The following is a 23,137-nucleotide window of genomic DNA, read 5'->3' on the forward strand; positions in this document are numbered from 1 at the left end:
GTATGGGATTTGTGCATCTGCATGTACATACGGAATACAGTCTGCTGGACGGTGCGTGTCGGATACGGGACCTGCCGAAGCTGGTAAAGGAGCTGGGGCAGACGGCCTGCGCCATTACCGACCACGGCGTCATGTACGGCGCAGTGGACTTTTACCGCGCCTGCAAGGCGGAGGGCATTCATCCCATCATCGGGTGCGAGGTATATGTGGCGCGTCGGACACGGTTCGACAAGCAGCATGAGTTCGATGCGGAGTCTCGGCATCTGGTGCTGCTGTGCAAGAACGAGACGGGGTACCGAAACCTATCATACATGGTGTCGCAGGCGTATATCGAGGGGTTCTATATCAAGCCGCGTATCGATATGGAGCTGCTGCGCGCCCATTCCGACGGGCTGATCGCCCTGTCGGCCTGTTTGGCAGGAGAAATTCCCAAGCGGCTGATGAATGGTGACTACAACGGAGCCAAGGCATATGCACTGGAGATGCGGGGAATTTTCGGTGAGGACTTTTACCTGGAATTACAGGACCACGGCATCGCCGAGCAGACCGAGGTGAACCGGGGTCTTTTGCGGCTGCACAACGAAACGGGGATACCCCTGGTGTGTACCAATGATGCCCACTATCTGCGGAAGGAGGATGCAGAAAACCACGACGTGCTGCTGTGTATCCAGACCGGCAAGACGGTGGATGACGAGAACCGAATGCGGTATGAGCCGCGGAATTTTTATATCCGTTCCACAGAGGAGATGGAGACGCTGTTCGCCGGATATCCGGACGCGGTGGCCAACACGGAAAAGATCGCGGAGGAGTGCCAGCTGGAATTCACCTTCGGCAAGTACCACTTGCCGGAATTCAAGCTGCCGGAGGGGTACGACTCGCCTACATATCTGCGGAAACTATGTGATGAGGGGTTTGCTCAGCGGTACGGTCAGGCAAAGCCGGAATACCGGAAGCAGCTGGATTATGAGCTGGACATGATCGAGAAAATGGGCTTTACGGACTATTTCCTCATTGTGTCGGACTTTGTGCGGTACGCCAAGAGCCGGGGAATACCGGTGGGACCAGGGCGCGGCAGCGCGGCCGGATCTATGGTGTCTTACTGCCTGGAGATCACGGACATCGACCCCATGAAGTACGATCTGTACTTTGAGCGGTTCCTGAACCCGGAGCGTGTGTCTATGCCGGATATCGACATGGACTTCGGCGACACGCGGCGGGGTGAGGTGGTGGAATATGTCCGCAAAAAATATGGCGACGACCATGTAGCCCAGATCGTGACCTTCGGTACCATGGCCGCCCGAGCAGCCATACGGGATGTGGGCCGGGCGCTGAACATGACCTACGCCGAGGTGGATGTTGTGGCGAAGCTGGTACCGGCAGGGCCGGGGGCGCTGCATATTACCTTGCAGGAGGCGCTGAAGCTATCGAAGCAGCTGGCAGATATGTACCGGGAGGAGCCAAAGGTCAAAAAGCTCATCGACACAGCCATGGCACTGGAGGGAATGCCGCGGCACGCATCTACCCACGCGGCAGGCGTGGTCATCACAAAACTGCCGGTATACGAATATGTGCCGCTGGCGCGGAACGACGATGCGGTAGTATGCCAGTATGTGATGACGACTCTGGAGGAGCTGGGCCTGCTGAAAATGGACTTTCTGGGGCTGCGGAACCTGACGGTGCTGGATGACGCCGTGAAGATGGTGCAGCAGCGGGAGCCAGAGTTCGCGCTGAGCAAAATACCGGACGACGACGCGGAGACCTATGACATGATCTCCCGAGGACAGACGGCGGGCGTGTTCCAGATCGAGTCCACGGGCATGACCGGTGTGTGCGTGGGGCTGAAGCCACAGAGTATTGAGGATATCACCGCCGTGATCGCGCTGTACCGTCCGGGACCAATGGAGTCCATTCCGAGGTTTATCGCCTGCAAGCACGACCCGAAGCTGGTGACGTATAAGCACCCAAGGCTGGTGCCTATACTGTCGGTCACCTACGGGTGCATCGTGTACCAGGAGCAGGTTATCCGCATTTTCCAGGAGCTGGGCGGCTTTTCGCTGGGGCAGGCGGACATGGTGCGCCGGGCCATCAGCAAGAAGAAGGCCAAGGAGATCGAGAAGGAGCGTCAGGCCTTCGTATACGGCGATGCGGAACGAGGAATCAAGGGCTGTATCGCCAACGGTATCGACGAGAAGACAGCGCAGGCCATCTACGACGAGATATACGACTTTGCCAACTATGCTTTCAACAAGGCTCACGCGGTGAGCTACGCGGTGGTGGCGTATCAGACGGCGTATTTCAAGTGCCATTACACCAAGGAGTATATGGCCGCGCTGCTGACCAGCGTGCTGGACAACAGCGACAAGGTGGCGGGGTATATCGGGGAGTGCCGCGACTGCGGCATCGCGCTGCTGCCGCCGGACGTGAACCGGTCCAGCGATCGGTTCACCGTGGAGCCGGGCGGCATACGGTTCGGCCTGGTGGCCATCAAGAACATCGGACGGGGCTTTATCCAATCGGTGGTCCGGGAGCGGGAGCAGGGCGGCAGCTTTACGTCTTTGCAGGATTTCTGCGACCGGATGTACGACTGCGGCGACATGAACAAGCGGGCGGTGGAAAACCTGATCCGCAGCGGCGCCTTCGACAGCATGGGGGCGCGGCGGTCGCAGCTGCTGGCGGTGTATGAGAAGGTGCTGGACGGCATCGGCAACGTGCGGCGGCGGAACGTGGAGGGCCAGATCGATTTCTTCGGCATGAGCGCCGCCAACAGCACCGTGGAGACGGTGGTGATGCCGGACATTCCGGAGTTTACCGCCACGGAGCGGATGCACATGGAGAAGGAGACCACAGGGCTGTATCTGTCCGGGCACCCCATGGTGGACTATCGCGCCACGGCGCGGGACAGCGGCGCGGTGACGCTGAACGAGGTATTGGAGGACGTGAACGGCGAGGAGGGCCCCACGCGGTTCGCCGACGGGATGCCGGTGACGGTGGCGGGCATCGTGGCGTCCAGCAAGACCAGGCCCACCAAGAACGGCTCGCTGATGGCCTATGTGGTGCTGGAGGACGAGACGGCATCCATGGAGCTTCTGTGCTTTTCTCGGGTGCTGGAACGATGCGGCAGCTATCTGGCAGTGAACAGCCCGGTACTTATCAAGGGACGGCTGAGCCTGCGGGACGAAAAGCCGCCGCAGATCGTGCCGGACGTGGTATTCCCGCTGGAGAGTTGCGGCGTGGGGGCGCTGCAGGACAGCAAGGCCGCGGAGAGCGACACGGCGGCGGTGTATCTGCGGGTGAAGAGCATCGATGACCCGGCGTTCAGCCATCTGCTGTTGGTGGCGACCATGTTCGAAGGGAAGGTGCCGCTGAAGATACGGATCGCCGACACAGGAAAGCTGTGGGGCGGCTTCTGCATGGACCATCCGGCGTTTTTGAAGGAGTGCCGGGAATGGCTTGGGCCGGAGAACGTTGTGGTGCGGAGGAAGGAAAAGAGCGAATGAGTGTCAGAGTGCGGCCTGCGGGCCGCACCCTTTTTGCCTTTTGGGCATAGAGTGGAATGAAAGAGGCCGTCTTTCACTACTTATTGGGAGGTCATTCTATGCCTGAAAATGTAATGCCGGGACCGGTCTGCGACCTGGGGAACGTCCGGGAGGCTGTGTGCATCCATACGCGGAAGATATTTGACTCATGCAGGGATAAGGACTGCGTGGAGGATCTGCGCTTTTACCCCACGGCGGCGGCGCAGGAGGTGCTCAGCGCGTCGCAGATGATCAAGGGCGGCACAGCGGAGCTGCTATACGTCTACACCGATGTGGAGCCGGTGACGTTCAACCGGGGGTTCTATTCGGTGGATATGCGCTTCTACTACCGGGTGACTTTACAGGTGTGTACCGGCACGCCGCGATACACTGAGGTGGAAGGGCTGTGCGTGTTCGACAAGCGGTGTATCCTGTTCGGCAGCGAAGGAAACGCCAAGATATTCTCCTCGGACACGGTGTTCGACGAGTTGGATGTGCCGGGACGGATACGGACCAATCTGCCTATCGCCGTGGTGGAGGCCGTGGACCCCATCGTGCTGGACACCCGTGTAGCGGAGGTACCGGTCCCTGTCTCGACAGGCAGTTGTTTGTCGGAGATCCCGTCCTTTGTGGCGCAGAGCTTCGGTGGAGAGCTGGTGTTCGACGACAGCGCAGCGCGGCGGCTGTACGTGACGTTGGGACAATTTACACTGGTGCGGCTGGAGCGCGATACGCAGCTGCTGGTGCCGGTATATGACTACTGCGTGCCCCAGAGCGAGTGCGACTGCGGCAGCCAGGAGGATCCCTGCGGGCTGTTCCGCAGTGTGGCGTTCCCCATGAACGAGTTTTTCCCGCCCAACGCGGTGGAGACGCCCTGTGACTATAACAGCACCAAGAACTACTGTGCGTGCCATTGAGAAGCAGAACAGAGGACGGCTATCGCCGTCCTCTGCTTTTTTTCGCGGGGTTTCGCTTTACAAGCGGGTAAAAATTGCGTATAATACCAAAAAAGGAGGTGGGCGATGTGGGTATCGCGTTCATTCAGGACAAGCTGGAGATCAAGTTCCTGATCCTGTACATTGTGTCGCGGCTGACGGAACCGGTGGACGGAGCCGACTTGCAGGACATGACCATGTGCGACGAGGGCATCGACTACTTTGATTATGCGGAGTGTCTGGGTGACCTGGTGAAGACAGAGCATCTGCGTGTCACGGAAGACGGACAGTACATCATCACGGAAAAGGGACGGAGAAACAGCGGTATCTGCGAGAGCAGCCTGCCATATTCCGTAAGGCAGCTGTCAGACAGGCATATCGCGGCTTGGAACAAGGCGGCGGTGCGGCGGCAGCAGGTGCAGGGACGGGTGACGCCGCGTGAAAACGGGACGTTCACCGTGGAGCTGCGGCTGCGGGACGATGTGGATAGCCTGATGACGTTGGATCTGATGGTGGCCGATAAGGCCGACGCCGAGGCGTTGGCGGAACGGTTCCGGAGGGAGCCGGAGAAGGTATACACGCAGATCGTTGCGGCGCTTCGCGGAAAATAAGAAAGAAAAAGCCTCCCCGACCGGGGAGGCTTTTTGCGAGGAGAGTGAGTTCTGTACAGAATTACAATGTTTTGGATCACACGCTGAAAAGAATATCCGCATAGGTGGGATACGGCCACGCCTTGGCGTCCACCAGCGATTCCAGCCGGCCGATCAGCTCGCCGGCCTTCTGGGTGCGGGTAACGATCTCGCAGCGGTAGTACCGTGCGGCGTCGATACCGCCATCCGCGGCGGGAGCATCGCTGAGGGCAGCGTGCAACGCCTCGCAGGTATCAAACAGCTTCTCACCCAGGTCGGTAACACGCTGGGCCAGAGTCTTTTCCATGCGGGCGGACAAGGCCGGGACACTGTTCTCCTTGTGAAAGGCCGTCTGGGTTAGGCGGTCGGCGTAAGCACTGGCGGCGGGGAGAATATGACGCTGGACCATGTCCAGCAGGGTGCTGGCCTCAATGGCAGACACCTTGCAGTAGTTTTCCAGGTGGATCTCGTACCGGGCGCGCATCTCCGTCTCGGTGAGGATAGCGTGCCTGGTGAAAAGCTCTACATTCTTCCGGTCGATGTAGGCAGGCATACAGTCCACCGTGTCCCGCAGGTTAGCCAGGCCCCGGCGCTTGGCCTCCTGTACCCAGGCGTCATCATAGCCGTTGCCGTTGAAGATGATGCGCTGGTGGGCGGTGAAGATGTCGTGCAGCAGCTTCTGGAGGGCGGACTGGAAGTCGTCTGCCTTTTCCAGAATATCGGCGAACTGGCGCAGCTCCTCGGCCATGATGGTGTTCAGCACCACATTGGGGCTGGCGATGGACTGAGAGGAGCCCAGCATACGGAACTCGAACTTATTGCCGGTGAAGGCAAGGGGAGATGTGCGGTTGCGGTCTGTGGTGTCCTGGGGTATCTCCGGCAAAGTGTCCACGCCGATGGTGAGCTTTTTCTTGGTGATGTCCACATACTCAGTGCCCTGAATGATGGCATCAAGAATAGCCGTTAATTCATCGCCCAGAAAGATGGAGATGATGGCGGGAGGGGCCTCGTTGCCGCCCAGACGGTGGTCGTTGCCGGGATAGGACACGCAGCAGCGCAGCATTTCCTGGTACTCGTCAACGCCCTTGATAAAAGCGGCTAGAAACAGCAGGAACTGGGCGTTCTGGCTGGGGGTGCTGCCAGGCTTCAGAAGGTTTTCGCCGGTGTCAGTGGCCAGGGACCAGTTGTCGTGCTTGCCGCTGCCGTTGACGCCCGCAAAGGGCTTTTCATGGAGCAGGCACACCAAACCGTGGCGGGCGGCTACCTTTTTCAGCAGTTCCATGGTCAGCTGGTTTTTGTCACAGGCGCTGTTGGCATCGGAGTAGATGGGCGCGATCTCGTGCTGGGCAGGCGCAACCTCGTTGTGCTCCGTCTTGGCCAGCACGCCCAGCTTCCACAGCTCCTGATCCAGCTCCCGCATGAACGCGGCTACCCGGGGTTTGATGGCGCCGTAATAGTGGTCGTCCAGCTCCTGCCCCTTGGAGGGACGGGCGCCGAACAGCGTGCGGCCGCACAGCTTCAGATCCTCCCGCTGACGGTATACCTTCTCGTCGATCAGGAAGTACTCCTGCTCAGGGCCTACCTGCGGCGTGACATGCTGCGCCTCGGTGTTGCCGAACAGCCGCAGGATACGGATGCACTCCCTGTCCAGCACACGCATAGAGCGCAGCAGAGGCGTTTTTTTGTCCAGCGTCTGCCCACTGTACGAACAGAAAATGGTAGGGATATACAGCGTCTCGTCCTTGACGAAAGCGTAAGATGTGGGGTCCCAGGCGGTGTAGCCGCGGGCTTCGAATGTAGCGCGGAGACCGCCGGAGGGGAAGGAGGAGGCGTCTGCCTCGCCCTTGCTGAGTTCTTTGGCGCTGAGCTCCATGACCACGCCGTCTTTGCCGTCGCGGGTGATGAAGCTGTCGTGTTTTTCGGCGGTAACGCCGGTCATAGGCTGGAACCAGTGGGTGTAATGGGTAGCACCCTTCTCAATGGCCCAGTCCTTCATGGCGTTGGCGATCTCGCCGGCGGTGGTACGATCCAGCGGCGTTCCCTGGGCCAGGCATTGCTGCCATTTCTGGTAGGCGGCGGCGGGGAGACGCTGCTGCATCTGCTGCTCACCAAACACCATTTTGCCAAACAGAGCGGGAACGTTCGTGGTCTTTTCACACATTGCGGGATCAATCCTTTCAAAATCAAGTACGCGGCGGCGCCGCGGGAAAAACAAACCGTATGGGAAACGGGGCTTACATGAACAGCTGCATAGCCAGCGGAGTGACATAGGCCTCCATCACAGCGGCCAGGGTCAGCAGTGGTACCACCAGCAATCCCACCACGCGAAGCAGGTCCAGAAGCAGGGGCTTCATCATACCTTTTTCGTTGCAGCGGATGTATCGATTGATATTTCTGCACAGGCAGAGTCCGGCGGCCAGACTGAGCAGCAGGGCGGGGACCTCAAAGATGCCGTGAGGCACAAGACCGGCCAACAACAGAAGCCACTGGCCATCCATCAGTGCGGCAAGCATACCGATGATCGCAGCGTTGAGTCCCAGAGACAGTGCCGGCAGATACAGGAATGGTATAAAACCATAAAGCACGGTCATCACCATAGCCCGAAGGTTGTTGCCGAACAGGGCCAGCGCGCTGAAGCTGCCATCATCGCGGATAATACCGGCGTCTGCAATGCTCTCGTTGAAGGTGCGTATAATGGTTACGGGAACATTGGGGACAAGTCTTCCGACAATGTAAGCCAGCACGGTCAGTGCCAAAAAAGCAAGGGCAGTTATGCCGACAAATCGGCCGTATTCCCTGTGCCAGAACGCGGCGATGGCACAAAGCTGTTTTTTCATGCCAGCTTCTCCAGGCCGGCGCGGAGACGGCGGAGCGTTTCATCACGGCCCAGGATGCGGCAGATCTCCACTGCGCCGCCGGGGGTGACCAGCTTGCCGGCAGCAGCGATACGTACCGGCCACATGAGGGTGGCATTCTTGACACCCAATTGTTCAGCTAAGGCGATCAGGCCATCGTGGATGGCCTCGTCCGTCCACCGGGGCAGCGCCGCCAGCATGGGAATAGCCGCCTCCAGCATGGCCTTGCAGACCTCCGGGTTCGTCTTGGATTTCTTGTTGGTGAAGAATTCCACGTCGTACTCCGGGCACGCATCGAAGAAGTCCACCTTCTCCGGGATATCTGTAAGACGCTCGCAGCGCGCCTGCAGCAGCGCGGCGATGGCCGCCACGTCAAAGTCGCCCTTGACGCTCTGGCGGATGTAGGGCTCGGCTGCCTTGGCGAAGTCCTCCGGGGACATGGCACGCAGGTAGACGGCGTTGAAATGATCCAGCTTGGCCTTGTCGAAGATGGCGGGAGATTTGGAAATACCGGTCAGATCAAACGCCTTGACAAGCGCATCAAGAGAGAAGATCTCCTGCTCCGCCAACTCACCCCTGGGACTCCAGCCCAGCAGAGCAACGTAGTTGAGAATGGCATCGGTCAGATAGCCCTCTGCCTTCAGGTCCTCATAGCTTGGGTCGCCGTGGCGCTTGGACATCTTGTTCTGCGCGTCCCGCATGACGGGGGAGCAGTGGACATAGGTGGGTACCTCCCAGCCGAAAGCGTGGTAAAGAAGGTCGTACTTGGGCGCGGAGGACAGATACTCGCTGCCGCGTACCACATGGGTGATGCCCATCAGGTGGTCGTCGATGACGTTGGCGAAGTTGTAGGTGGGCAGGCCATCCCGCTTCAGCAGCACCTGATCGTCCAGCGTGCTGTTTTCCACGGTGATGTCGCCGAAAACGGCATCGTGAAACGTGGTGGTACCCTCCTTGGGGATGCGCTGGCGGATGACGTAAGGCTCGCCGGCGTCCACGCGCTTCAGCGCCTCGGTGAGCGGCAGGTCGCGGCAGGGGTCGTCGGCCCGGTCGAAGTCGCCGGTGTCCTCCTCGGAGGCGCACTTTTCGCAGAAACAGTAATAGGCGCCGCCCTTTTCCGCCAGCAAGCGGGCGTATTTGCCGTAGGTATCCCGACGTTGGGACTGGATATAGGGAGCCACGGGACCGCCGATGTCGGGGCCCTCGTCATGGTTCAGATGGCACTCGGCCATGGTGCGGTAGATGACGTCGGTAGCTCCCTCCACCAGCCGTCCCTGGTCGGTATCCTCGATGCGGAGGATAAACGTGCCGCCGTTACTGCGGGCAATGAGCCAGGTATACAGGGCAGTACGCAGATTACCGATGTGCATATAACCGGTAGGGGACGGTGCAAAGCGTGTGCGGACCTTGCCCGTGGGGATCTTGGCTTCCATCTCGGTAAAATAAGCGGCGTCAGACATAGGGGTGGACCTCCGTTACTTGTTAAAAATACTATAATAGTATACTGGTTTTACGGGAAAAGTCAATGCTTACGGACGATTTCGCAGAATGTCCAAATGTTTGGAATGTTTCTTGCAATTTGTGGGGAGATTTGGTATAATAACTGCGAAGCGGCCATGATACATGGATCGCCATTTCGTTTTACCCGCCGCAAGGCACGACTATAACACAGAAAGGAACATCGTCACTATGATCTACACGACGGAAGTACAGCATATGTGTCCTGTCGCCAAGGGCGCTTATCACGGTCCGGCTCCCATTCCCGAGGAGGGCAAGTGGGTACAGGCCAAGCAGATCGGGGATATTTCCGGCTTTACCCACGGTATCGGCTGGTGTGCACCCCAGCAGGGTGCCTGCAAGCTGACGCTGAATGTGAAGAACGGCGTTATCGAGGAGGCGCTGGTGGAGACCATCGGCTGCTCTGGTATGACCCACTCCGCCGCCATGGCTTCCGAGATTCTGATCGGCAAGACTATTCTGGAGGCGCTGAACACCGACCTGGTGTGCGATGCCATCAACACCGCCATGCGCGAGCTGTTCCTGCAGATCGTCTATGGCCGCACTCAGTCCGCTTTCTCCGAGGACGGTCTGGCTGTGGGCGCGTCTCTGGAGGACTTGGGCAAGGGCCTGCGCTCTCAGGTGGGCACCATGTTCGGCACCCGCGAAAAGGGTCCCCGCTATCTGGAGATGGCCGAGGGCTATTGCAGCAAGCTGGCTTTGAACGACAAGGATGAGATCATTGGCTACGAGTTCATCAGCCTGGGCAAGATGATGGACGCCGTGAAGAAGGGTGTGGATGCCAACGAAGCCCTGAAGAACGCCACCGGCCACTACGGCCAGTGGGACAACGCGGCGAAGTATATCGACCCGCGCCAGGAATAAGAGAAGGAGGACGACAAAATGGCTCTGTTTGAAAGTTACGAAAGACGTATCGATAAGATCAACGGCGTCCTCGCGCAGTACGGCATCGGCTCCGTGGAGGAGTGCCGCGAGCTCTGCAAGGCGAAGGGCTTCGACCCCTATGAGATCGTCAAGGGCATTCAGCCCATCTGCTTTGAGAACGCCTGCTGGGCGTATACCGTGGGTGCGGCCATCGCGCTGAAGTCCGGTGTCAAGACCGCTGCCGACGCCGCACGGAAGATCGGTGAGGGATTGCAGTCCTTCTGCATCGACGGTTCTGTGGCCGAGGACCGCAAGGTAGGCTTGGGCCACGGCAATCTGGGCGCCATGCTGCTGAGCGATGAGAGCAAGTGCTTCGCGTTCCTGGCCGGTCACGAGTCCTTTGCCGCTGCCGAGGGTGCTATCGGCATCGTTCGCAACGCAAACAAGGCACGTAAGGAACCTCTGCGGGTCATCCTGAACGGTTTGGGCAAGGACGCTGCGCAGATCATCAGCCGCATCAACGGCTTCACTTATGTGCAGACTCAGTTTGACTATTTCACCGGCAAGCTGAACATCGTCCGCGAGATTCGCTATTCCGAGACCGAGCGCGCCGATGTCCGCTGCTATGGCGCCGATGATGTCCGCGAGGGTGTGGCTATCATGCACCATGAGGGCGTGGACGTGTCCATCACCGGCAACTCCACCAACCCTACTCGCTTCCAGCACCCTGTGGCCGGCACCTATAAGAAGGAGTGCATCGAGCAGGGCAAAAAGTACTTCTCCGTGGCCTCCGGCGGCGGCACCGGCCGTACGCTGCACCCGGACAATATGGCCGCCGGTCCCGCTTCCTACGGCATGACCGACACCATGGGCCGTATGCACAGCGACGCGCAGTTTGCCGGCTCCAGCTCCGTCCCTGCGCATGTGGAGATGATGGGCTTCCTGGGCATGGGCAACAATCCTATGGTCGGCGCGACCGTGGCCGTGGCTGTTGCGGTGGCGGAGGCTGTGAAGTAATTTCATTTTACACGCAAAACATCCCCCGACAGACTGTCGGGGGATGTTTTTATGTGTGTATATGCGTCAGCACTTGCCGAAAAAGCCGCACAGCAGCTTCAGCAGGGAAGCGCAGTCGAAATTGCAGAACATAGTTGCTGTACCTCCTTGTGGTATTTGCCTTGCAAGACTGGGTACATTGTAACCGTTTTGTAACCATTTTGCAAATGTAAATACTGGAAGTCACAGGATCAGCAGTAGGCCGATGGCGATAAGCAGTTCCTCGTCGGCTTTCTGCCTGGAGAGATAGAACAGCAGGAACAACAGCAGCAGATCACCGGCGTCTAAATCGCCGAGGTGCAGCTTTTCCAGCAGGTCGTTGAAGAAGCTGCGCTCCGGTGCACCGTGCTCCGGTGGCGGCGGAGGAGGACCTTTCGGCGGCGGATTGGGGCGCGGCGGCGCTTCGTCCACGGGAACACGTGTATAGACGCCATCGTCGCCGCGAATGTAGCGGTTATACAGGGAAACCGCCCCCTTCCGAAAGAAATCGCTTGCCAATGGTGATGAGCCGCGCCAGCCTTGCGGCGCGGGCAACCTTGTCCTGTTTATCGTCCTTCAGGAAAGGACGCAGCGCGTAGAGAAGTTGGGTGGTTTGGCTGGTGTCGCGGGTCAGCTCCTGCAGCAGTGGCAGGTATTTGGCGATGACCTGGGGATCAATGGCCGGCAGTGGCGCAGGTGATGGGACCGCCTGAGGAGGTGACGGAGGAGATGGCGGTGTGTTCTCGCCACCCATGGAGCCAGAGAGCTGCTGCGCCAACTGCATGATCTGCGCCATGCTGCCGGGGTCGGACAGCAGCGCGTTGAGTTTTTCGTTGACGTCGTCCACGCTGTGTCCTCCTTTCCGTTACTGTTGAAGCTTGTTTTCCAGACGCTGCACCAGCTCCGCGCCCTGTGGGCTGGACAGTACACGAGAGAGCATGGCGCTCAAAGCTGCCGTGTCACCGGAGGCAGCCTGGCGCGCTGCTTGACCCAGTGCGGCGCTGTTGCCGCCGGAGAGCATATTCAGCAGTGCTTGGCCGTCCTGTGACTGCATGACAGACTTCAATGCACGGGGGTCGCTTTTCAGCTTGTTGACAATATCCTGTTCATTCATGGAATGACCTCCTTATAGGGTTCGTTACAGGTATATCCTATGTGCGCGGGACGAAAAAAGTGCCTGTCAGCCTTGGCTGACAGGCATAACGTTTTCATTTTACAGGGCGATACAGGAGCGGAGATAGACGTGCCCCGCGTCCTGCTCCGTCTGCCCAAGGACGAAGCCGATACCTGCCTTCGCCTTAGATCGTATCGCGGAGCACCTGATACATTTTTGGCGTACCAACTTGGGGTATTGAGCAATGCCTGGTGACAGCTGGACAAAGGCGGCTGTTTATGCAGGATGCTTTGCATAAACAGTTGGAAATACAGTTGTAAATCAGGTACAAATGTGATACAATAATGTGCCAATTAAGATTAGGAGTATAGGCGTTTATGCCTGCCTGTATAATACCTGTATGATACCTGTGTGATAAAGGACGGAGACAGATTTGATTTTAGAGACGATCAACAGCCCGGCAGACGTGAAATGTCTGTCCGAGGAGCAGACGGCTACGCTGTGCCGGGAGCTGCGGTGCTTTCTGGTGGAGCAGGTATCCCGCACCGGCGGGCACCTGGCATCCAACCTGGGTGTGGTAGAGCTGACGGTGGCGATCCACAGGGTGTTCGACACAGCCACGGACCGGCTGGTGCTGGATGTGGGGCACCAATGCTACGTGCACAAGGCACTGACCGGCCGACGGGAGTTGTTCGATACGCTGCGGCAGTTTGGCGGACTGTCAGGCTTTCCCAAGCCCTATGAGAGTGTGCACGACGCCTTTATGGCGGGGCACGCGTCGGATTCGGTGTCGGTAGCGCTGGGCATGGCACGGGCGCGGACGCTGCTGGGGCAGGACTACCATGTGGTGGCCGTTATCGGCGACGGTGCGCTGGGCGGCGGGCTGAGCTTTGAGGGGCTCAACGACGCCGGCGGCAGCGGCGAACCGCTGGTGGTCATTCTGAACGATAACGGAATGTCCATCGACCGGAATGTAGGCGGGCTGTCCAAGCAGCTGTCGAAGATGCGGACGGACCCGGAGTATTACGAATTCAAGAAGCGTTACCGCAAGGCACTGGAGAAGCTGCCGGCGGGCCGAACACTGTATGAGTGGAGCCACGAGGTAAAAACAGCGCTGAAAAAGACGCTGCTGCCGCCGGTGAGCACCGTGTTCGAGGATATGGGCTTTGCGTACATGGGTCCGGTGGGCGGCCACGACGTACAGCGGCTGACAGCGGTATTGCAGGCGGCCAAAGAGGCCGGGCGCCCGGTGCTGGTACACGTCCACACCGTGAAGGGCAGCGGATACGACTATGCACTGCGGGAGCCGGAGAAGTTCCACGGCGTAGGGCCCTTTGATCCGGCCACCGGAAAGGTACGGCAGGCAGGCAAAGAAACGTTCTCCCATGTGTTCGGCGAGACACTGCGGCAGCTGGCGCGGGAGGACAGGCGCGTGTGCGCCATCACCGCCGCCATGGCCGACGGCACAGGTCTGACAGGCTTTGCACGGGAGTTCCCGCGGCGGTTTTTTGACGTGGGCATTGCGGAGGGCCACGGTGTGGCTATGGCCGGCGGTATGGCCAAGCAGGGGCTGATACCGGTGTTTGCCGTGTATGACAGCTTTTTGCAGCGGGGCTACGATATGCTGGTGCAGGATATGGCGCTGGAGAAGCTCCATGTGGTGCTGGCGGTGGATCGCTGCGGCATCGTGGGCGCAGACGGCGAGACACACCACGGCTGTCTGGACTACCTGAGCCAGATACCGGGCATGACGGTGCTCGCGCCCGCCAGCTTTGCCGAGCTGCGGCAGATGCTGCGGCGGGCGGTGCTGGAGATGGACGGACCGGTGGCGGTGCGGTATCCCCGGGGCGGCGAGGACGGCTATGACGGCGACTGCGGCGATGAATCAGTGACGGTGCTCCGTCAGGGGACAGACGCGGCTATCGTGACCTACGGTATCCTGACGCAGCAGGCGCTGCGGGCAGCGGCGCTGCTGGCGGGGGAGGGCGTTTCCGCCCGGGTGGTAAAGCTGAACCGGGTCGCGCCGCTGGACAGCAGCGGTATTTGCCGGGCGCTGGCCGGCGTAAAGCGCATAGTGGCCGCGGAGGATCAGCTCCGCGCCGGCGCGGTGGGCGAACGGCTGGGCGCGCTGCTGCTGGAGCAGGGTGCGGGCACGGAAAAGCTGGTACTGCGAAGCGTCGGCACGACGCTCCCGAGCCAGGGGTCCACGGTAGAGCTGCGGCACGCCCTCGGTCTGGACGCAGAGGGAATCGCACAGGCGGTGCGGGAGGTATTGGCATGAGCAAAAAAATACGGCTGGATGTGCTTGTGACAGAACGCGGGCTGTGCGAGAGCCGCCAGAAAGCCCAGGCCACCATTATGGCAGGTTTGGTATTCGTGGACGGACAGCGGTCGGACAAGCCCGGGACACCGGTGACGGAGGACGCCAGTGTGGAGGTACGGGGTCACGCCCTGCGGTATGTGAGCCGGGGCGGACTGAAGCTGGAAAAGGCCATGCAGACCTTTCCCATCACATTGGAGGGCAAGGTGTGCGCGGACATCGGCGCGTCCACCGGCGGGTTTACGGATTGTATGCTGCAAAATGGCGCGGCAAAGGTTTATGCTGTGGATGTGGGCTACGGACAGCTGGATTGGAAGCTGCGGAGCGATGCACGGGTGGTGTGTCTGGAACGGACCAACGCGCGGTATCTCTCCACGGAGCAGATACCGGAGGCGTTGGATTTTGCGTCCATCGACGTGAGCTTTATCTCACTGAAGCTGATCTTTCCGGCACTATATACGCTGCTGTGCGAGGGCGGTGAGGTGGCCTGCCTCATCAAGCCGCAATTTGAAGCCGGGCGGGAAAAAGTAGGGAAAAAGGGCGTCATCCGTGACCCGGCAGTACACCTGGAGGTGCTGGAGAGCTTCTTGCGTCATGCAAAGGAAAATAACTTTACAGTTCTTGGTATTACATATTCTCCTATCCGCGGGCCGGAGGGAAATATCGAGTACCTCGGCTATCTGAAAAAGGGCGGGGAAGCGGACTGCGTCCCTGACCTGCGGGCGTTGGTGGACGCCTCACATTCTGCGTTGAAGGAAGGTCATGGGGAGATATGAAACGTGTGATCCTTTGCCCAAATCCCTATCGGGACAGCGAGCTGACCGTGGCCAAGCGGTCCAGGGAGCTGCTGGAGGGGCTCGGTTTTGAAACGGTGGTATGTCTGCCCTTCAGTCGGGAGGGGTATGACGATCAGCTGGGTGTGCCCATCCGGCAGTTACAGCAGGAGATCAAGCGGGCGGATATGCTCATCGCCTTCGGCGGCGACGGTACGATCCTGCATCTGGCCCGGACAGTGGCGCTGCACAATGTGCCGGTGCTGGGCATCAATCTGGGGAGCCTTGGCTTTATGTCCGAGCTGGAGCCAAATGAGCTGGAACGGCTGCGTGACCTGAAAAGCTGGGATTTTGCCGTGGAGTCCCGGATGATGCTGGACGTGACCGTGCTGCGGGAGGGTAAGCCCGTATACAACAATATCGCGCTGAACGACGCGGTGATCTCAAAGGGCAGTGTGGCCCGGGTGGTGCGGCTGGATGTATCCACGGAGGAGGGCCGGCTGACCAGGATCACCGGCGATGGGGCCATTGTGTCCACGCCCACCGGATCCACGGGGTACTCTATGGCGGCCGGCGGGCCCATCGTGGAGCCCACGGCTCACAATCTGCTGCTGACGCCCATCTGCCCCCACTCGACCCGGGCGGGCAGCTACGTGCTCTCGCCGGAGCACACGCTGCTGGTGGAAACGGCAGACGCCAATCGGAAGTTCGTATATCTGTCTGTGGACGGCGGGAAGGCGTTTTCGCTGAAAAACGGCGATGTGGTGCGGACACGGCAGTCCAAGTTCGTGACGAAGCTGGTGCGGCTGAGTAAAAAGAGCTTTTGTGAGATACTGGATTCAAAGATGGGGATGGAGGCGCTGAAGCATGAAAAATGACCGGCAGACAGCGGTATTGCAGATCATTGAGGAGACAGCTGTGGAGACACAGGAGCAGCTGATGCAGCTGTTGGCGGTACGGGGTTTTGCCTGCACGCAGGCCACTGTTTCCCGGGACATCAAGCAGCTGCACCTGATGAAGGCACCGGACGGCAAGGGTGGGTATCGCTATGCCGTGTCGGCGCAGATGCCCAAGCTGAATTTTGAGGAGAAGCTGCAGACGATCTTTCGGGAGTGCGTCGTATCGGCGGAAAACGCCCAGAATTTGGCGATCATCAAGACGATGAACGGCATGGCCAACGCCGCCGCCTTTGCGCTGGACAGCATGCAGGATACGGATATCGTGGGTACGCTGGCCGGCGACGACACGGTGCTGCTGGTATTTCACGACAGTGCCCACGCGGCGGATTTCTGCGAACAGGTGCGGCAAATGCTGCGCTGAGGAGGGAAGATCGGTATGCTGGAGCTGCTGCATATTGAGAATATCGCTATTATCGAGGCGGCGGATATCGAATTCGCACCGGGGTTCAATGCCCTGACCGGTGAGACCGGCGCGGGCAAGTCCATTGTTATCGACAGTCTGAGCGCTGTACTGGGGCAGCGGACCAGCCGGGAGCTGATCCGCACCGGAGCCGAAAAGGCGTTTGTCAGCGCGGCTTTTTCCGGCACGGTACCAGAGCTGACGGAGACGCTGGGCATCCAACCGGAGGCGGATGGGACGCTGCTGCTGCAGCGGGAGATCCAGACCGACGGTAAAAACGTATGTCGGGTCAACGGCCGTCCGGTAACAGTGGGACAGCTGCGGGCGCTGGGTGCCCAGCTGCTGAACATTCATGGACAGCATGACGGGCAGCAGCTGCTGGACGAGGAGCAGCACATTGTGTATCTGGACAGCTTTGGCAGGGCGGGAAGCCTTATAAATACATATGCTGAGAAGTATAAGCACTTTACAGATATACGGCGGCAGATCGGGGCGCTGCAGATGGATGAGGCAGAAAAAGCCCGGCGGGTGGATACCCTGCAATATCAGATCGAGGAGCTTCGTCGGGCAAAATTGAAGCCCGGAGAAGAAGAGGAATTGACAGCGCGGCGGGGGATGCTTCGGAACGCGGAGAAGTTCCTGGACGCGGTGGCCGGGGCGGACTATGCCCTGAACGGCGACGACAGCGGCGGCGGGGCGCTGAGCGCCCTGCGGCAGGCCCAGGACGCGCTGGGTGGCGTACGCCATTTGGATGACGCTTTCGGCCAGCTGTATGAACGGTTGGGGGAGGCGTACAGCGAGGTCTACGACATCGCGGCTACCGTGGAGGACAAGCGGGGCGAGCTGGATGTGTCGCCCGGTGAGCTGGACCGGGTGGAGAGCCGGATGGACCTGCTGTACCGGCTGAAAAAGAAGTACGGCGCGACCGTGGAGGATATGCTGGACTACCAGGCCCGGTGCGAGGCGGAGCTGGCGCAGATCGAGGATGCCGGTGACACGCTGGCGCGGCTGGAGCAGGCGCTGTCCAAGGCGGAGAAGGAGGCACGGCAGGCGGCGCAGGCGCTGTCCGACGCGCGAAAGGCGGCGGCGGAACAGCTGACGTCGCAGATACTCGCCGAGCTGCAGCAGCTGGACATGGGGAAGATACGCTTTGCGGTGGACTTTGCAGAAAAGCCTCTGGACAGCGACGGCATGGACACGGTACGGTTTTTGATGTCTGCCAACGTGGGCGAGGAGCTGCGTCCCATCCACAAGATCGCCTCCGGCGGCGAATTGGCCCGGATCATGCTGGCTATGAAGAACGTGCTCAGTGAGCAGGATCACGTGGGGACGATGGTGTTCGACGAGGTGGACACCGGCGTTTCCGGCCGGGCGGCCCAGAAGGTGGCGGAGAAGATGGCGCGTATCAGCCGCAGAAAGCAGGTGCTGTGCGTGACCCATCTGCCGCAGCTGGCGGCTATGGCGGACACGCACTTCTCCGTAGAGAAGGGCGAAAGAGGCGGCCGTACCTATACAGAGGTGCGGCGGCTGGACAGAGATCAGCGGCGGCGGGAGCTGGCGCGGCTCACCGGCGGCAGCCATGTGTCCCAGACCATGCTGGACGGGGCAGAGGAGCTGCTGGTACAGGCGGAGAAATTCCGGGCGGAGCTGTAGCTGTTTTTCGCAACATGAAAATAGTGGTTGACAAACGAAAAAAATCTGCTACAATAACCTCAACTTGATACTGTAACAGCGATGAAGGGAATAAGTAGCGCATTTCAGACCTGCAAAGAGAGCCTCCGGCCGGTGTAAGGAGGAGAGGAAGAAATGGGTGAATACATCCCGGAGCAGCCTCCCGAACGTTCGCGTGAGCCAGTAGGGATGTGTCGGGTCCGCCCGTTACAGCGGTAGGGTGTGTCTGCACCCAACGAGGTCGTGTCTGCGAGGGCATGGCGAATATGAGGTGGTACCGCGAGCGTCTGCATCGCCCTCTGTCGAGATGACAGGGGGCGTTTTTTATTCCCTGTCACAAGAAAACAAATGAACATACAGAAAGGAAATTGAAGCTATGGGTATTTATGAGGAACTGGTGGCCCGCGGTTTGATCGCACAGGTCACAAATGAAGAAGAGATCCGCGAGATGGTCAACAACGGCAAGGCCACATTCTACATCGGCTTTGACTGTACGGCGGACAGCCTGCACGTGGGCCACTTTATGGCGCTGTGCCTGATGAAGCGTTTGCAGATGGCGGGCAACAAGCCCATCGCCCTGATCGGCGACGGTACGACCCTGATCGGCGACCCCTCCGGCCGCACCGACATGCGTCAGATGCTGACCGAGGACGCCATCAAGCACAACGCGGAGTGCTTCAAGCGCCAGATGGAGAAGTTCATCGACTTCTCCGACGGCAAGGCGCTGATGCTGTACAACTCCGAGTGGCTGAAGCCCCTGAACTACATCGAGATGCTGCGTGAGGTGGGCGGCTGCTTCTCCGTGAACAACATGCTGCGCGCCCGCTGCTATGAGCAGCGTATGGAGCGTGGTCTGAGCTTCCTGGAGTTCAACTACATGATCATGCAGAGCTATGACTTCTACTACATGTTCCAGCACTACGGCTGCAATATGCAGTTTGGCGGCGACGACCAGTGGAGCAATATGCTGGGCGGCACCGAGCTGATCCGCAAGAAGCTGGGCAAGGACGCCCACGCCATGACCATCACCCTGCTGATGAACTCCGAGGGCAACAAGATGGGCAAGACCGCCAAGGGCGCTGTGTGGCTGGACCCCAACAAGACCAGCCCCTTCGAGTTCTTCCAGTACTGGCGCAACGTGGATGACGCCGACGTGCTGAAGTGCATCCGTATGCTGACCTTCCTGCCGCTGGAGGAGATCGACAAGATGTCCACCTGGGAGGGCTCTCAACTGAACGAGGCCAAGGAGATCCTGGCCTACGAGCTGACCAAGCTGGTGCACGGCGAGGAGGAGGCCGAGAAGGCCAAGGCCGCGTCCAAGGCGCTGTTTGCCGGCAGCGGCGACACGGAGCATATGCCCACTACCGAGCTGACCAACGATGATTTCGGCGGCGGCAGCATCGACGTGCTGACCCTGCTGGTGAAGTGCGGTCTGGCGGCCTCCAAGGGTGAGGCGCGCCGGCTGGTGCAGCAGGGCGGCGTCTCCGTCAACGATGAGAAGGTGGCGGCCATTGAGACGACCTTCGGCTGCGAACAGTTCACCGGCGACGGCGTGGTCATCAAAAAGGGCAAAAAGATGTTCCACAAGGCTGTTTTGGTGTAAGCTGTGCGCTGCATCTGTAATTATTGCCATCGTTTTTTGGAAAAGCCGCGGTATGACCGCGGCTTTTCCCTATGCAAAGGAACTTTTCCCGGGAAAAACGTTGCATAAAGGCGGGAAATATACTATAATATCCCGCGGTGTGCAAATTTTGAATGAATGAGTGATACACGATGAAAACACACGATTTTTACTTTGACCTGCCGCAGGAGCTGATCGCGCAGACACCGTTGGAACGGCGGGACGGCTCACGGCTGTTGGTGCTGGACAAGAAAACAGGGGCGGTAGAGCACCGGCATTTTTACGATCTGCCGGAGTATCTGCGTCCGGGCGACTGCCTGATCCTGAACAACTCCCGGGTACTGCCGGCGCGTCTGCTGGGGCACCGATTGCCCGGCGGCGGAGCCTGCGAAATTTTGCTGCTTATCGACCGGGGCGACAACATCTGGGAATGTTTGGTGCGGCCGGGGAAGAAGCTTCGGAAGGGCGCACAGGTCATTTTCGGCAGCGGTGAATTGACGGCGGAGGTGGTAGACGAGCTGCCCGACGGCAACCGGCTGGTAAAGTTCTCTTATGAAGGCATCTTTCTGGAGGTGCTGGAGCGGCTGGGTAAGATGCCCCTGCCGCCGTACATCAAGGAGGAGCTGCAGGATCAGGAGCGCTATCAGACGGTGTACTCCAAGGTCAACGGCTCGGCGGCGGCGCCCACAGCGGGGCTGCACTTTACGCCGGAGCTTCTGGAAAAAGTACAGGCAATGGGTGTAAAGGTAGGATACGTTACACTTCATGTGGGACTTGGGACCTTCCGCCCGGTGAAAGAGGACGAGATCACCGACCACACCATGCACAGTGAATACTGTGTGATCCCCCAGGAGACGGCCGATCTTATTAACGAGACGAAGAAAAACGGCGGGCGTGTCATCTGCGTGGGTACCACCAGCTGCCGCACGATAGAATCTCAGGCAGCGGAGGACGGCACCATGCGCGCCAGCGCCGGATGGACAGATATTTTCATCTATCCGGGGTACAAGTTCAAGGTGCTGGACGCACTGGTGACAAACTTTCATCTGCCGGAGTCCACACTCATCATGCTGGTATCGGCATTAGCGGGACGAGAGCACGTGCTGGCTGCCTATCAGCAGGCGGTGGAGGAACGGTACCGCTTCTTCTCGTTTGGCGATGCGATGTTCATTCAGTGAAAGCAGGAGAGAGAAATGTTCAAGGTTATCAAAAAAGAGGGAAAAGCCCGGCGAGGTGTGTTTACTTGCGCCCACGGCGGCGAGGTGCAGACGCCGGTATTCATGAACGTAGGCACCCAGGCCGCCATCAAGGGCGGCGTCAGCGCTATCGACCTGAAGGAACGGCTGGGGACGCAGATCGAACTATCCAACACCTATCACCTGCACCTGCGCCCCGGCGACGATGTGGTGCGGCAAATGGGAGGACTTCATAAGTTCATGCGCTGGGACGGACCGATCCTGACCGACTCCGGCGGCTTCCAGGTATTCTCGCTGTCGGGGCTGCGAAAGATCAGTGAGGAGGGTGTGACGTTTGCCAGCCACCTTGACGGACACCGCATCTTCATGGGTCCGGAGGAGAGTATGCGTATCCAGAGCAATCTGGGCAGCGACATCGCCATGGCCTTTGACGAATGCGTGGAAAACCCCGCACCCTATGACTACGCCAAGGCCTCCTGCGAACGGACGCTGCGGTGGCTGGAACGCTGCAAGAAGGAGCACGACCGGCTGAACGCTTTGCCGGACACGGTAAACCCCGGACAGATGCTTTTCGGCATCAACCAGGGCGCCACCTACGCCGATCTGCGGATATGGCATATGCAGCAGATCGCCAAGATCGACTGCGACGGCTATGCTATCGGCGGACTGGCGGTGGGTGAGCCTACGGAGGTGATGTATGAGATCATCGACGCGGTAGAGCCGTATATGCCGGCGGATAAGCCGCGGTATCTCATGGGCGTGGGCACGCCCAGCAACATCATTGAGGGCGTGGCCCGGGGCGTGGACTTCTTCGACTGTGTGATGCCAGCGCGCAACGCGCGGCACGGAAAGCTGTTTACCTGGAAGGGCACGCTGAACATCAAAAACGCCAAATACAAGCTGGATGAACAGCCTATCGACCCTGAATGTGACTGCCCGGTGTGCCGGCAGTTCAGCAGGGCATATCTCCGGCACCTGTTTACAGCGGAGGAGATGCTGGGGATGCGCCTGGCGGTGATGCACAACCTGTATTTTTACAACAAGCTGACGGAGCGTATCCGTGACAGCCTGGACAACGGGTGCTTTGACGCATTCCGGGAGGAATACAGTAAAAAACTGGCGGAGAAGATATAAACCTCTTGCCAAAAGCAAAAGAACTATGTATAATAGTATCACTTTGTTGTTAAAGGAGTAATGTTCCATGATTCAGATCGCTTACGCTGATGCTGCCGCTGCCACCACCACCGGCGGCATGGGTTCCACCATTCTGATGATCGTCCTGATGATCGCCATCTTCTACTTCCTGATGATCCGCCCCGAGAACAAGCGGAAAAAGCAGGCCGAGGAGATGCGGAGTTCTCTGAAGAAGGGCGATTGGCTGACCACCATCGGCGGCGTGTACGGCCGCGTCGTGGCTATCACCGACCGTACTGTGGTCATCGAGACCAGCGAGGACCGCGTTCGCGTGGAGTTCCTGAAGTCCGCTATCGGCCAGGTAGGTACCCTGGACGAGCAGGCTGCCGCCCAGCAGCGTCCGGTGAAGAAGGCTAAGAAGGAAGAGGCCGCGGAGGAAACTCCCGCTGTGGAGGAGAAGGCCTCTGATGAGGTCACCGAGGCTCCCGCTGAGGCTGACAAAACCGACGCCGAGTAATACAGACCGAGAGGAGCGCTGCCCGGAGGGCGGCGCTCTTTTTGCGCTGACAGCGATCGGGATCGGTGTATCATGTGATGC

20 protein-coding genes and 1 other annotated feature are annotated in these 23,137 nt (G+C 59.4%); of the genes, 14 read left to right on the plus strand and 6 right to left on the minus strand.

Annotated features, from left to right (window positions below):
- Positions 1-2 precede the first annotated feature (2 nt).
- The 3 genes from ACOMDU_RS01250 (at position 3) to ACOMDU_RS01260 (ending at position 5,061) form a co-directional block, all read left to right on the plus strand.
- The gene (locus ACOMDU_RS01250; protein WP_421128672.1) at positions 3-3,497 is read left to right on the plus strand and encodes a DNA polymerase III subunit alpha; all 3,495 of its coding nucleotides are present in this window, start codon (positions 3-5) and stop codon (positions 3,495-3,497) included.
- Positions 3,498-3,595: 98 nt separating this feature from the next.
- Positions 3,596-4,432: a hypothetical protein gene (locus ACOMDU_RS01255; RefSeq protein WP_421128673.1), complete on the plus strand. Its 837-nt coding sequence runs from the start codon at positions 3,596-3,598 to the stop codon at positions 4,430-4,432.
- Positions 4,433-4,539: 107 nt separating this feature from the next.
- A complete protein-coding gene (locus tag ACOMDU_RS01260; protein WP_022135935.1) occupies positions 4,540-5,061 on the plus strand; it encodes a DUF4364 family protein in 522 nt (173 codons plus the stop codon).
- Positions 5,062-5,137: 76 nt separating this feature from the next.
- Here the strand turns inward: ACOMDU_RS01260 and ACOMDU_RS01265 are convergent, their stop codons facing one another.
- The 3 genes from ACOMDU_RS01265 to gltX form a co-directional block, all read right to left on the minus strand.
- Positions 5,138-7,240 (minus strand): glutamine synthetase III family protein, encoded by a 2,103-nt coding sequence (locus ACOMDU_RS01265; protein WP_421128674.1) that lies wholly within the window; start codon positions 7,238-7,240, stop codon positions 5,138-5,140.
- A 73-nt stretch (positions 7,241-7,313) separates the two neighbouring features.
- Positions 7,314-7,916 carry a stage II sporulation protein M gene (locus tag ACOMDU_RS01270; protein ID WP_421128675.1) on the minus strand — a complete coding sequence of 201 codons (603 nt, stop codon included), beginning with the start codon at positions 7,914-7,916 and terminating at the stop codon, positions 7,314-7,316.
- Entirely contained in the window at positions 7,913-9,394 is a 1,482-nt protein-coding gene (gene gltX / locus ACOMDU_RS01275) for a glutamate--tRNA ligase (RefSeq protein ID WP_421128676.1), read from the minus strand. The genes ACOMDU_RS01270 and gltX overlap by 4 nt, the downstream gene beginning before the upstream one ends.
- Positions 9,395-9,623: 229 nt before the next feature.
- Here gltX and ACOMDU_RS01280 point away from each other — a divergent pair, with 229 nt between their 5' ends.
- On the plus strand, positions 9,624-10,316 hold the full coding sequence (locus ACOMDU_RS01280) for an iron-sulfur cluster assembly scaffold protein (RefSeq protein ID WP_321044869.1): 693 nt from the start codon (positions 9,624-9,626) through the stop codon (positions 10,314-10,316).
- Between the two features lie 18 nt (positions 10,317-10,334).
- Positions 10,335-11,333 carry a GGGtGRT protein gene (locus tag ACOMDU_RS01285; protein WP_022135940.1) on the plus strand — a complete coding sequence of 333 codons (999 nt, stop codon included), beginning with the start codon at positions 10,335-10,337 and terminating at the stop codon, positions 11,331-11,333.
- A 222-nt stretch (positions 11,334-11,555) separates the two neighbouring features.
- Here ACOMDU_RS01285 and ACOMDU_RS01290 read toward each other — a convergent pair whose 3' ends face one another.
- From ACOMDU_RS01290 to ACOMDU_RS01300, 3 genes are read right to left on the minus strand one after another with little or no spacing between them, the layout of a single operon-like run.
- Positions 11,556-11,870 carry a hypothetical protein gene (locus ACOMDU_RS01290; RefSeq protein ID WP_421128677.1) on the minus strand — a complete coding sequence of 105 codons (315 nt, stop codon included), beginning with the start codon at positions 11,868-11,870 and terminating at the stop codon, positions 11,556-11,558.
- Positions 11,827-12,198, minus strand: coding sequence for a hypothetical protein (locus tag ACOMDU_RS01295; RefSeq protein WP_421128678.1), 372 nt, complete (start codon positions 12,196-12,198; stop codon positions 11,827-11,829). The genes ACOMDU_RS01290 and ACOMDU_RS01295 overlap by 44 nt, the downstream gene beginning before the upstream one ends.
- A gap of 18 nt (positions 12,199-12,216) precedes the next feature.
- Entirely contained in the window at positions 12,217-12,465 is a 249-nt protein-coding gene (locus ACOMDU_RS01300; protein WP_421128679.1) for a hypothetical protein, read from the minus strand.
- Positions 12,466-12,898: 433 nt separating this feature from the next.
- On the opposite strand from ACOMDU_RS01300, the gene dxs reads away from it, so the two are divergent.
- The 9 genes from dxs to yajC all read left to right on the plus strand — a co-directional run bounded on the left by dxs (position 12,899) and on the right by yajC (position 23,056).
- The gene (gene dxs, locus ACOMDU_RS01305; RefSeq protein ID WP_421128680.1) at positions 12,899-14,746 is read left to right on the plus strand and encodes a 1-deoxy-D-xylulose-5-phosphate synthase; all 1,848 of its coding nucleotides are present in this window, start codon (positions 12,899-12,901) and stop codon (positions 14,744-14,746) included.
- Positions 14,743-15,561 (plus strand): TlyA family RNA methyltransferase, encoded by an 819-nt coding sequence (locus tag ACOMDU_RS01310; protein WP_421128681.1) that lies wholly within the window; start codon positions 14,743-14,745, stop codon positions 15,559-15,561. The genes dxs and ACOMDU_RS01310 overlap by 4 nt, the downstream gene beginning before the upstream one ends.
- Positions 15,558-16,436 (plus strand): NAD(+)/NADH kinase, encoded by an 879-nt coding sequence (locus ACOMDU_RS01315; RefSeq protein WP_421128682.1) that lies wholly within the window; start codon positions 15,558-15,560, stop codon positions 16,434-16,436. The genes ACOMDU_RS01310 and ACOMDU_RS01315 overlap by 4 nt, the downstream gene beginning before the upstream one ends.
- Positions 16,426-16,878 (plus strand): arginine repressor, encoded by a 453-nt coding sequence (argR, locus tag ACOMDU_RS01320; RefSeq protein WP_421128683.1) that lies wholly within the window; start codon positions 16,426-16,428, stop codon positions 16,876-16,878. Before ACOMDU_RS01315 ends, argR begins: the two co-directional genes overlap by 11 nt.
- A 15-nt stretch (positions 16,879-16,893) precedes the next feature.
- Complete coding sequence (gene recN / locus ACOMDU_RS01325; protein WP_421128684.1) at positions 16,894-18,570, plus strand: DNA repair protein RecN; 1,677 nt, start codon at positions 16,894-16,896, stop codon at positions 18,568-18,570.
- A 72-nt stretch (positions 18,571-18,642) separates the two neighbouring features.
- Positions 18,643-18,891, plus strand: a binding site (T-box leader).
- A 73-nt stretch (positions 18,892-18,964) separates the two neighbouring features.
- Positions 18,965-20,191, plus strand: a complete 1,227-nt coding sequence (gene tyrS / locus ACOMDU_RS01330) for a tyrosine--tRNA ligase (RefSeq protein WP_421128685.1) — start codon at positions 18,965-18,967, stop codon at positions 20,189-20,191.
- Positions 20,192-20,361: 170 nt separating this feature from the next.
- Positions 20,362-21,387: a tRNA preQ1(34) S-adenosylmethionine ribosyltransferase-isomerase QueA gene (queA, locus tag ACOMDU_RS01335; RefSeq protein WP_421128686.1), complete on the plus strand. Its 1,026-nt coding sequence runs from the start codon at positions 20,362-20,364 to the stop codon at positions 21,385-21,387.
- 15 nt (positions 21,388-21,402) lie between these two features.
- Complete coding sequence (tgt, locus tag ACOMDU_RS01340; RefSeq protein WP_421128687.1) at positions 21,403-22,539, plus strand: tRNA guanosine(34) transglycosylase Tgt; 1,137 nt, start codon at positions 21,403-21,405, stop codon at positions 22,537-22,539.
- Positions 22,540-22,606: 67 nt separating this feature from the next.
- A complete protein-coding gene (yajC, locus tag ACOMDU_RS01345) occupies positions 22,607-23,056 on the plus strand; it encodes a preprotein translocase subunit YajC (protein ID WP_421128688.1) in 450 nt (149 codons plus the stop codon).
- Positions 23,057-23,137 lie beyond the last annotated feature (81 nt).

The organism is Vescimonas sanitatis, from assembly GCF_049060325.1.
Lineage (GTDB): Bacteria > Bacillota > Clostridia > Oscillospirales > Oscillospiraceae > Vescimonas > Vescimonas sanitatis.

Excerpts from the sequence above, each read along its gene's own strand:
- ACOMDU_RS01250 (WP_421128672.1), top strand. The coding sequence starts at position 3 with ATGGGATTTGTGCATCTGCATGTACATACGGAATACAGTCTGCTGGAC.
- ACOMDU_RS01255 (WP_421128673.1), top strand. The coding sequence starts at position 3,596 with ATGCCTGAAAATGTAATGCCGGGACCGGTCTGCGACCTGGGGAACGTC.
- ACOMDU_RS01265 (WP_421128674.1), bottom strand. The coding sequence starts at position 7,240 with ATGTGTGAAAAGACCACGAACGTTCCCGCTCTGTTTGGCAAAATGGTG.
- ACOMDU_RS01270 (WP_421128675.1), bottom strand. The coding sequence starts at position 7,916 with ATGAAAAAACAGCTTTGTGCCATCGCCGCGTTCTGGCACAGGGAATAC.
- gltX (WP_421128676.1), bottom strand. The coding sequence starts at position 9,394 with ATGTCTGACGCCGCTTATTTTACCGAGATGGAAGCCAAGATCCCCACG.
- ACOMDU_RS01280 (WP_321044869.1), top strand. The coding sequence starts at position 9,624 with ATGATCTACACGACGGAAGTACAGCATATGTGTCCTGTCGCCAAGGGC.
- ACOMDU_RS01285 (WP_022135940.1), top strand. The coding sequence starts at position 10,335 with ATGGCTCTGTTTGAAAGTTACGAAAGACGTATCGATAAGATCAACGGC.
- ACOMDU_RS01300 (WP_421128679.1), bottom strand. The coding sequence starts at position 12,465 with ATGAATGAACAGGATATTGTCAACAAGCTGAAAAGCGACCCCCGTGCA.
- ACOMDU_RS01310 (WP_421128681.1), top strand. The coding sequence starts at position 14,743 with ATGAGCAAAAAAATACGGCTGGATGTGCTTGTGACAGAACGCGGGCTG.
- ACOMDU_RS01315 (WP_421128682.1), top strand. The coding sequence starts at position 15,558 with ATGAAACGTGTGATCCTTTGCCCAAATCCCTATCGGGACAGCGAGCTG.
- argR (WP_421128683.1), top strand. The coding sequence starts at position 16,426 with ATGAAAAATGACCGGCAGACAGCGGTATTGCAGATCATTGAGGAGACA.
- recN (WP_421128684.1), top strand. The coding sequence starts at position 16,894 with ATGCTGGAGCTGCTGCATATTGAGAATATCGCTATTATCGAGGCGGCG.
- tyrS (WP_421128685.1), top strand. The coding sequence starts at position 18,965 with ATGGGTATTTATGAGGAACTGGTGGCCCGCGGTTTGATCGCACAGGTC.
- queA (WP_421128686.1), top strand. The coding sequence starts at position 20,362 with ATGAAAACACACGATTTTTACTTTGACCTGCCGCAGGAGCTGATCGCG.
- tgt (WP_421128687.1), top strand. The coding sequence starts at position 21,403 with ATGTTCAAGGTTATCAAAAAAGAGGGAAAAGCCCGGCGAGGTGTGTTT.
- yajC (WP_421128688.1), top strand. The coding sequence starts at position 22,607 with ATGATTCAGATCGCTTACGCTGATGCTGCCGCTGCCACCACCACCGGC.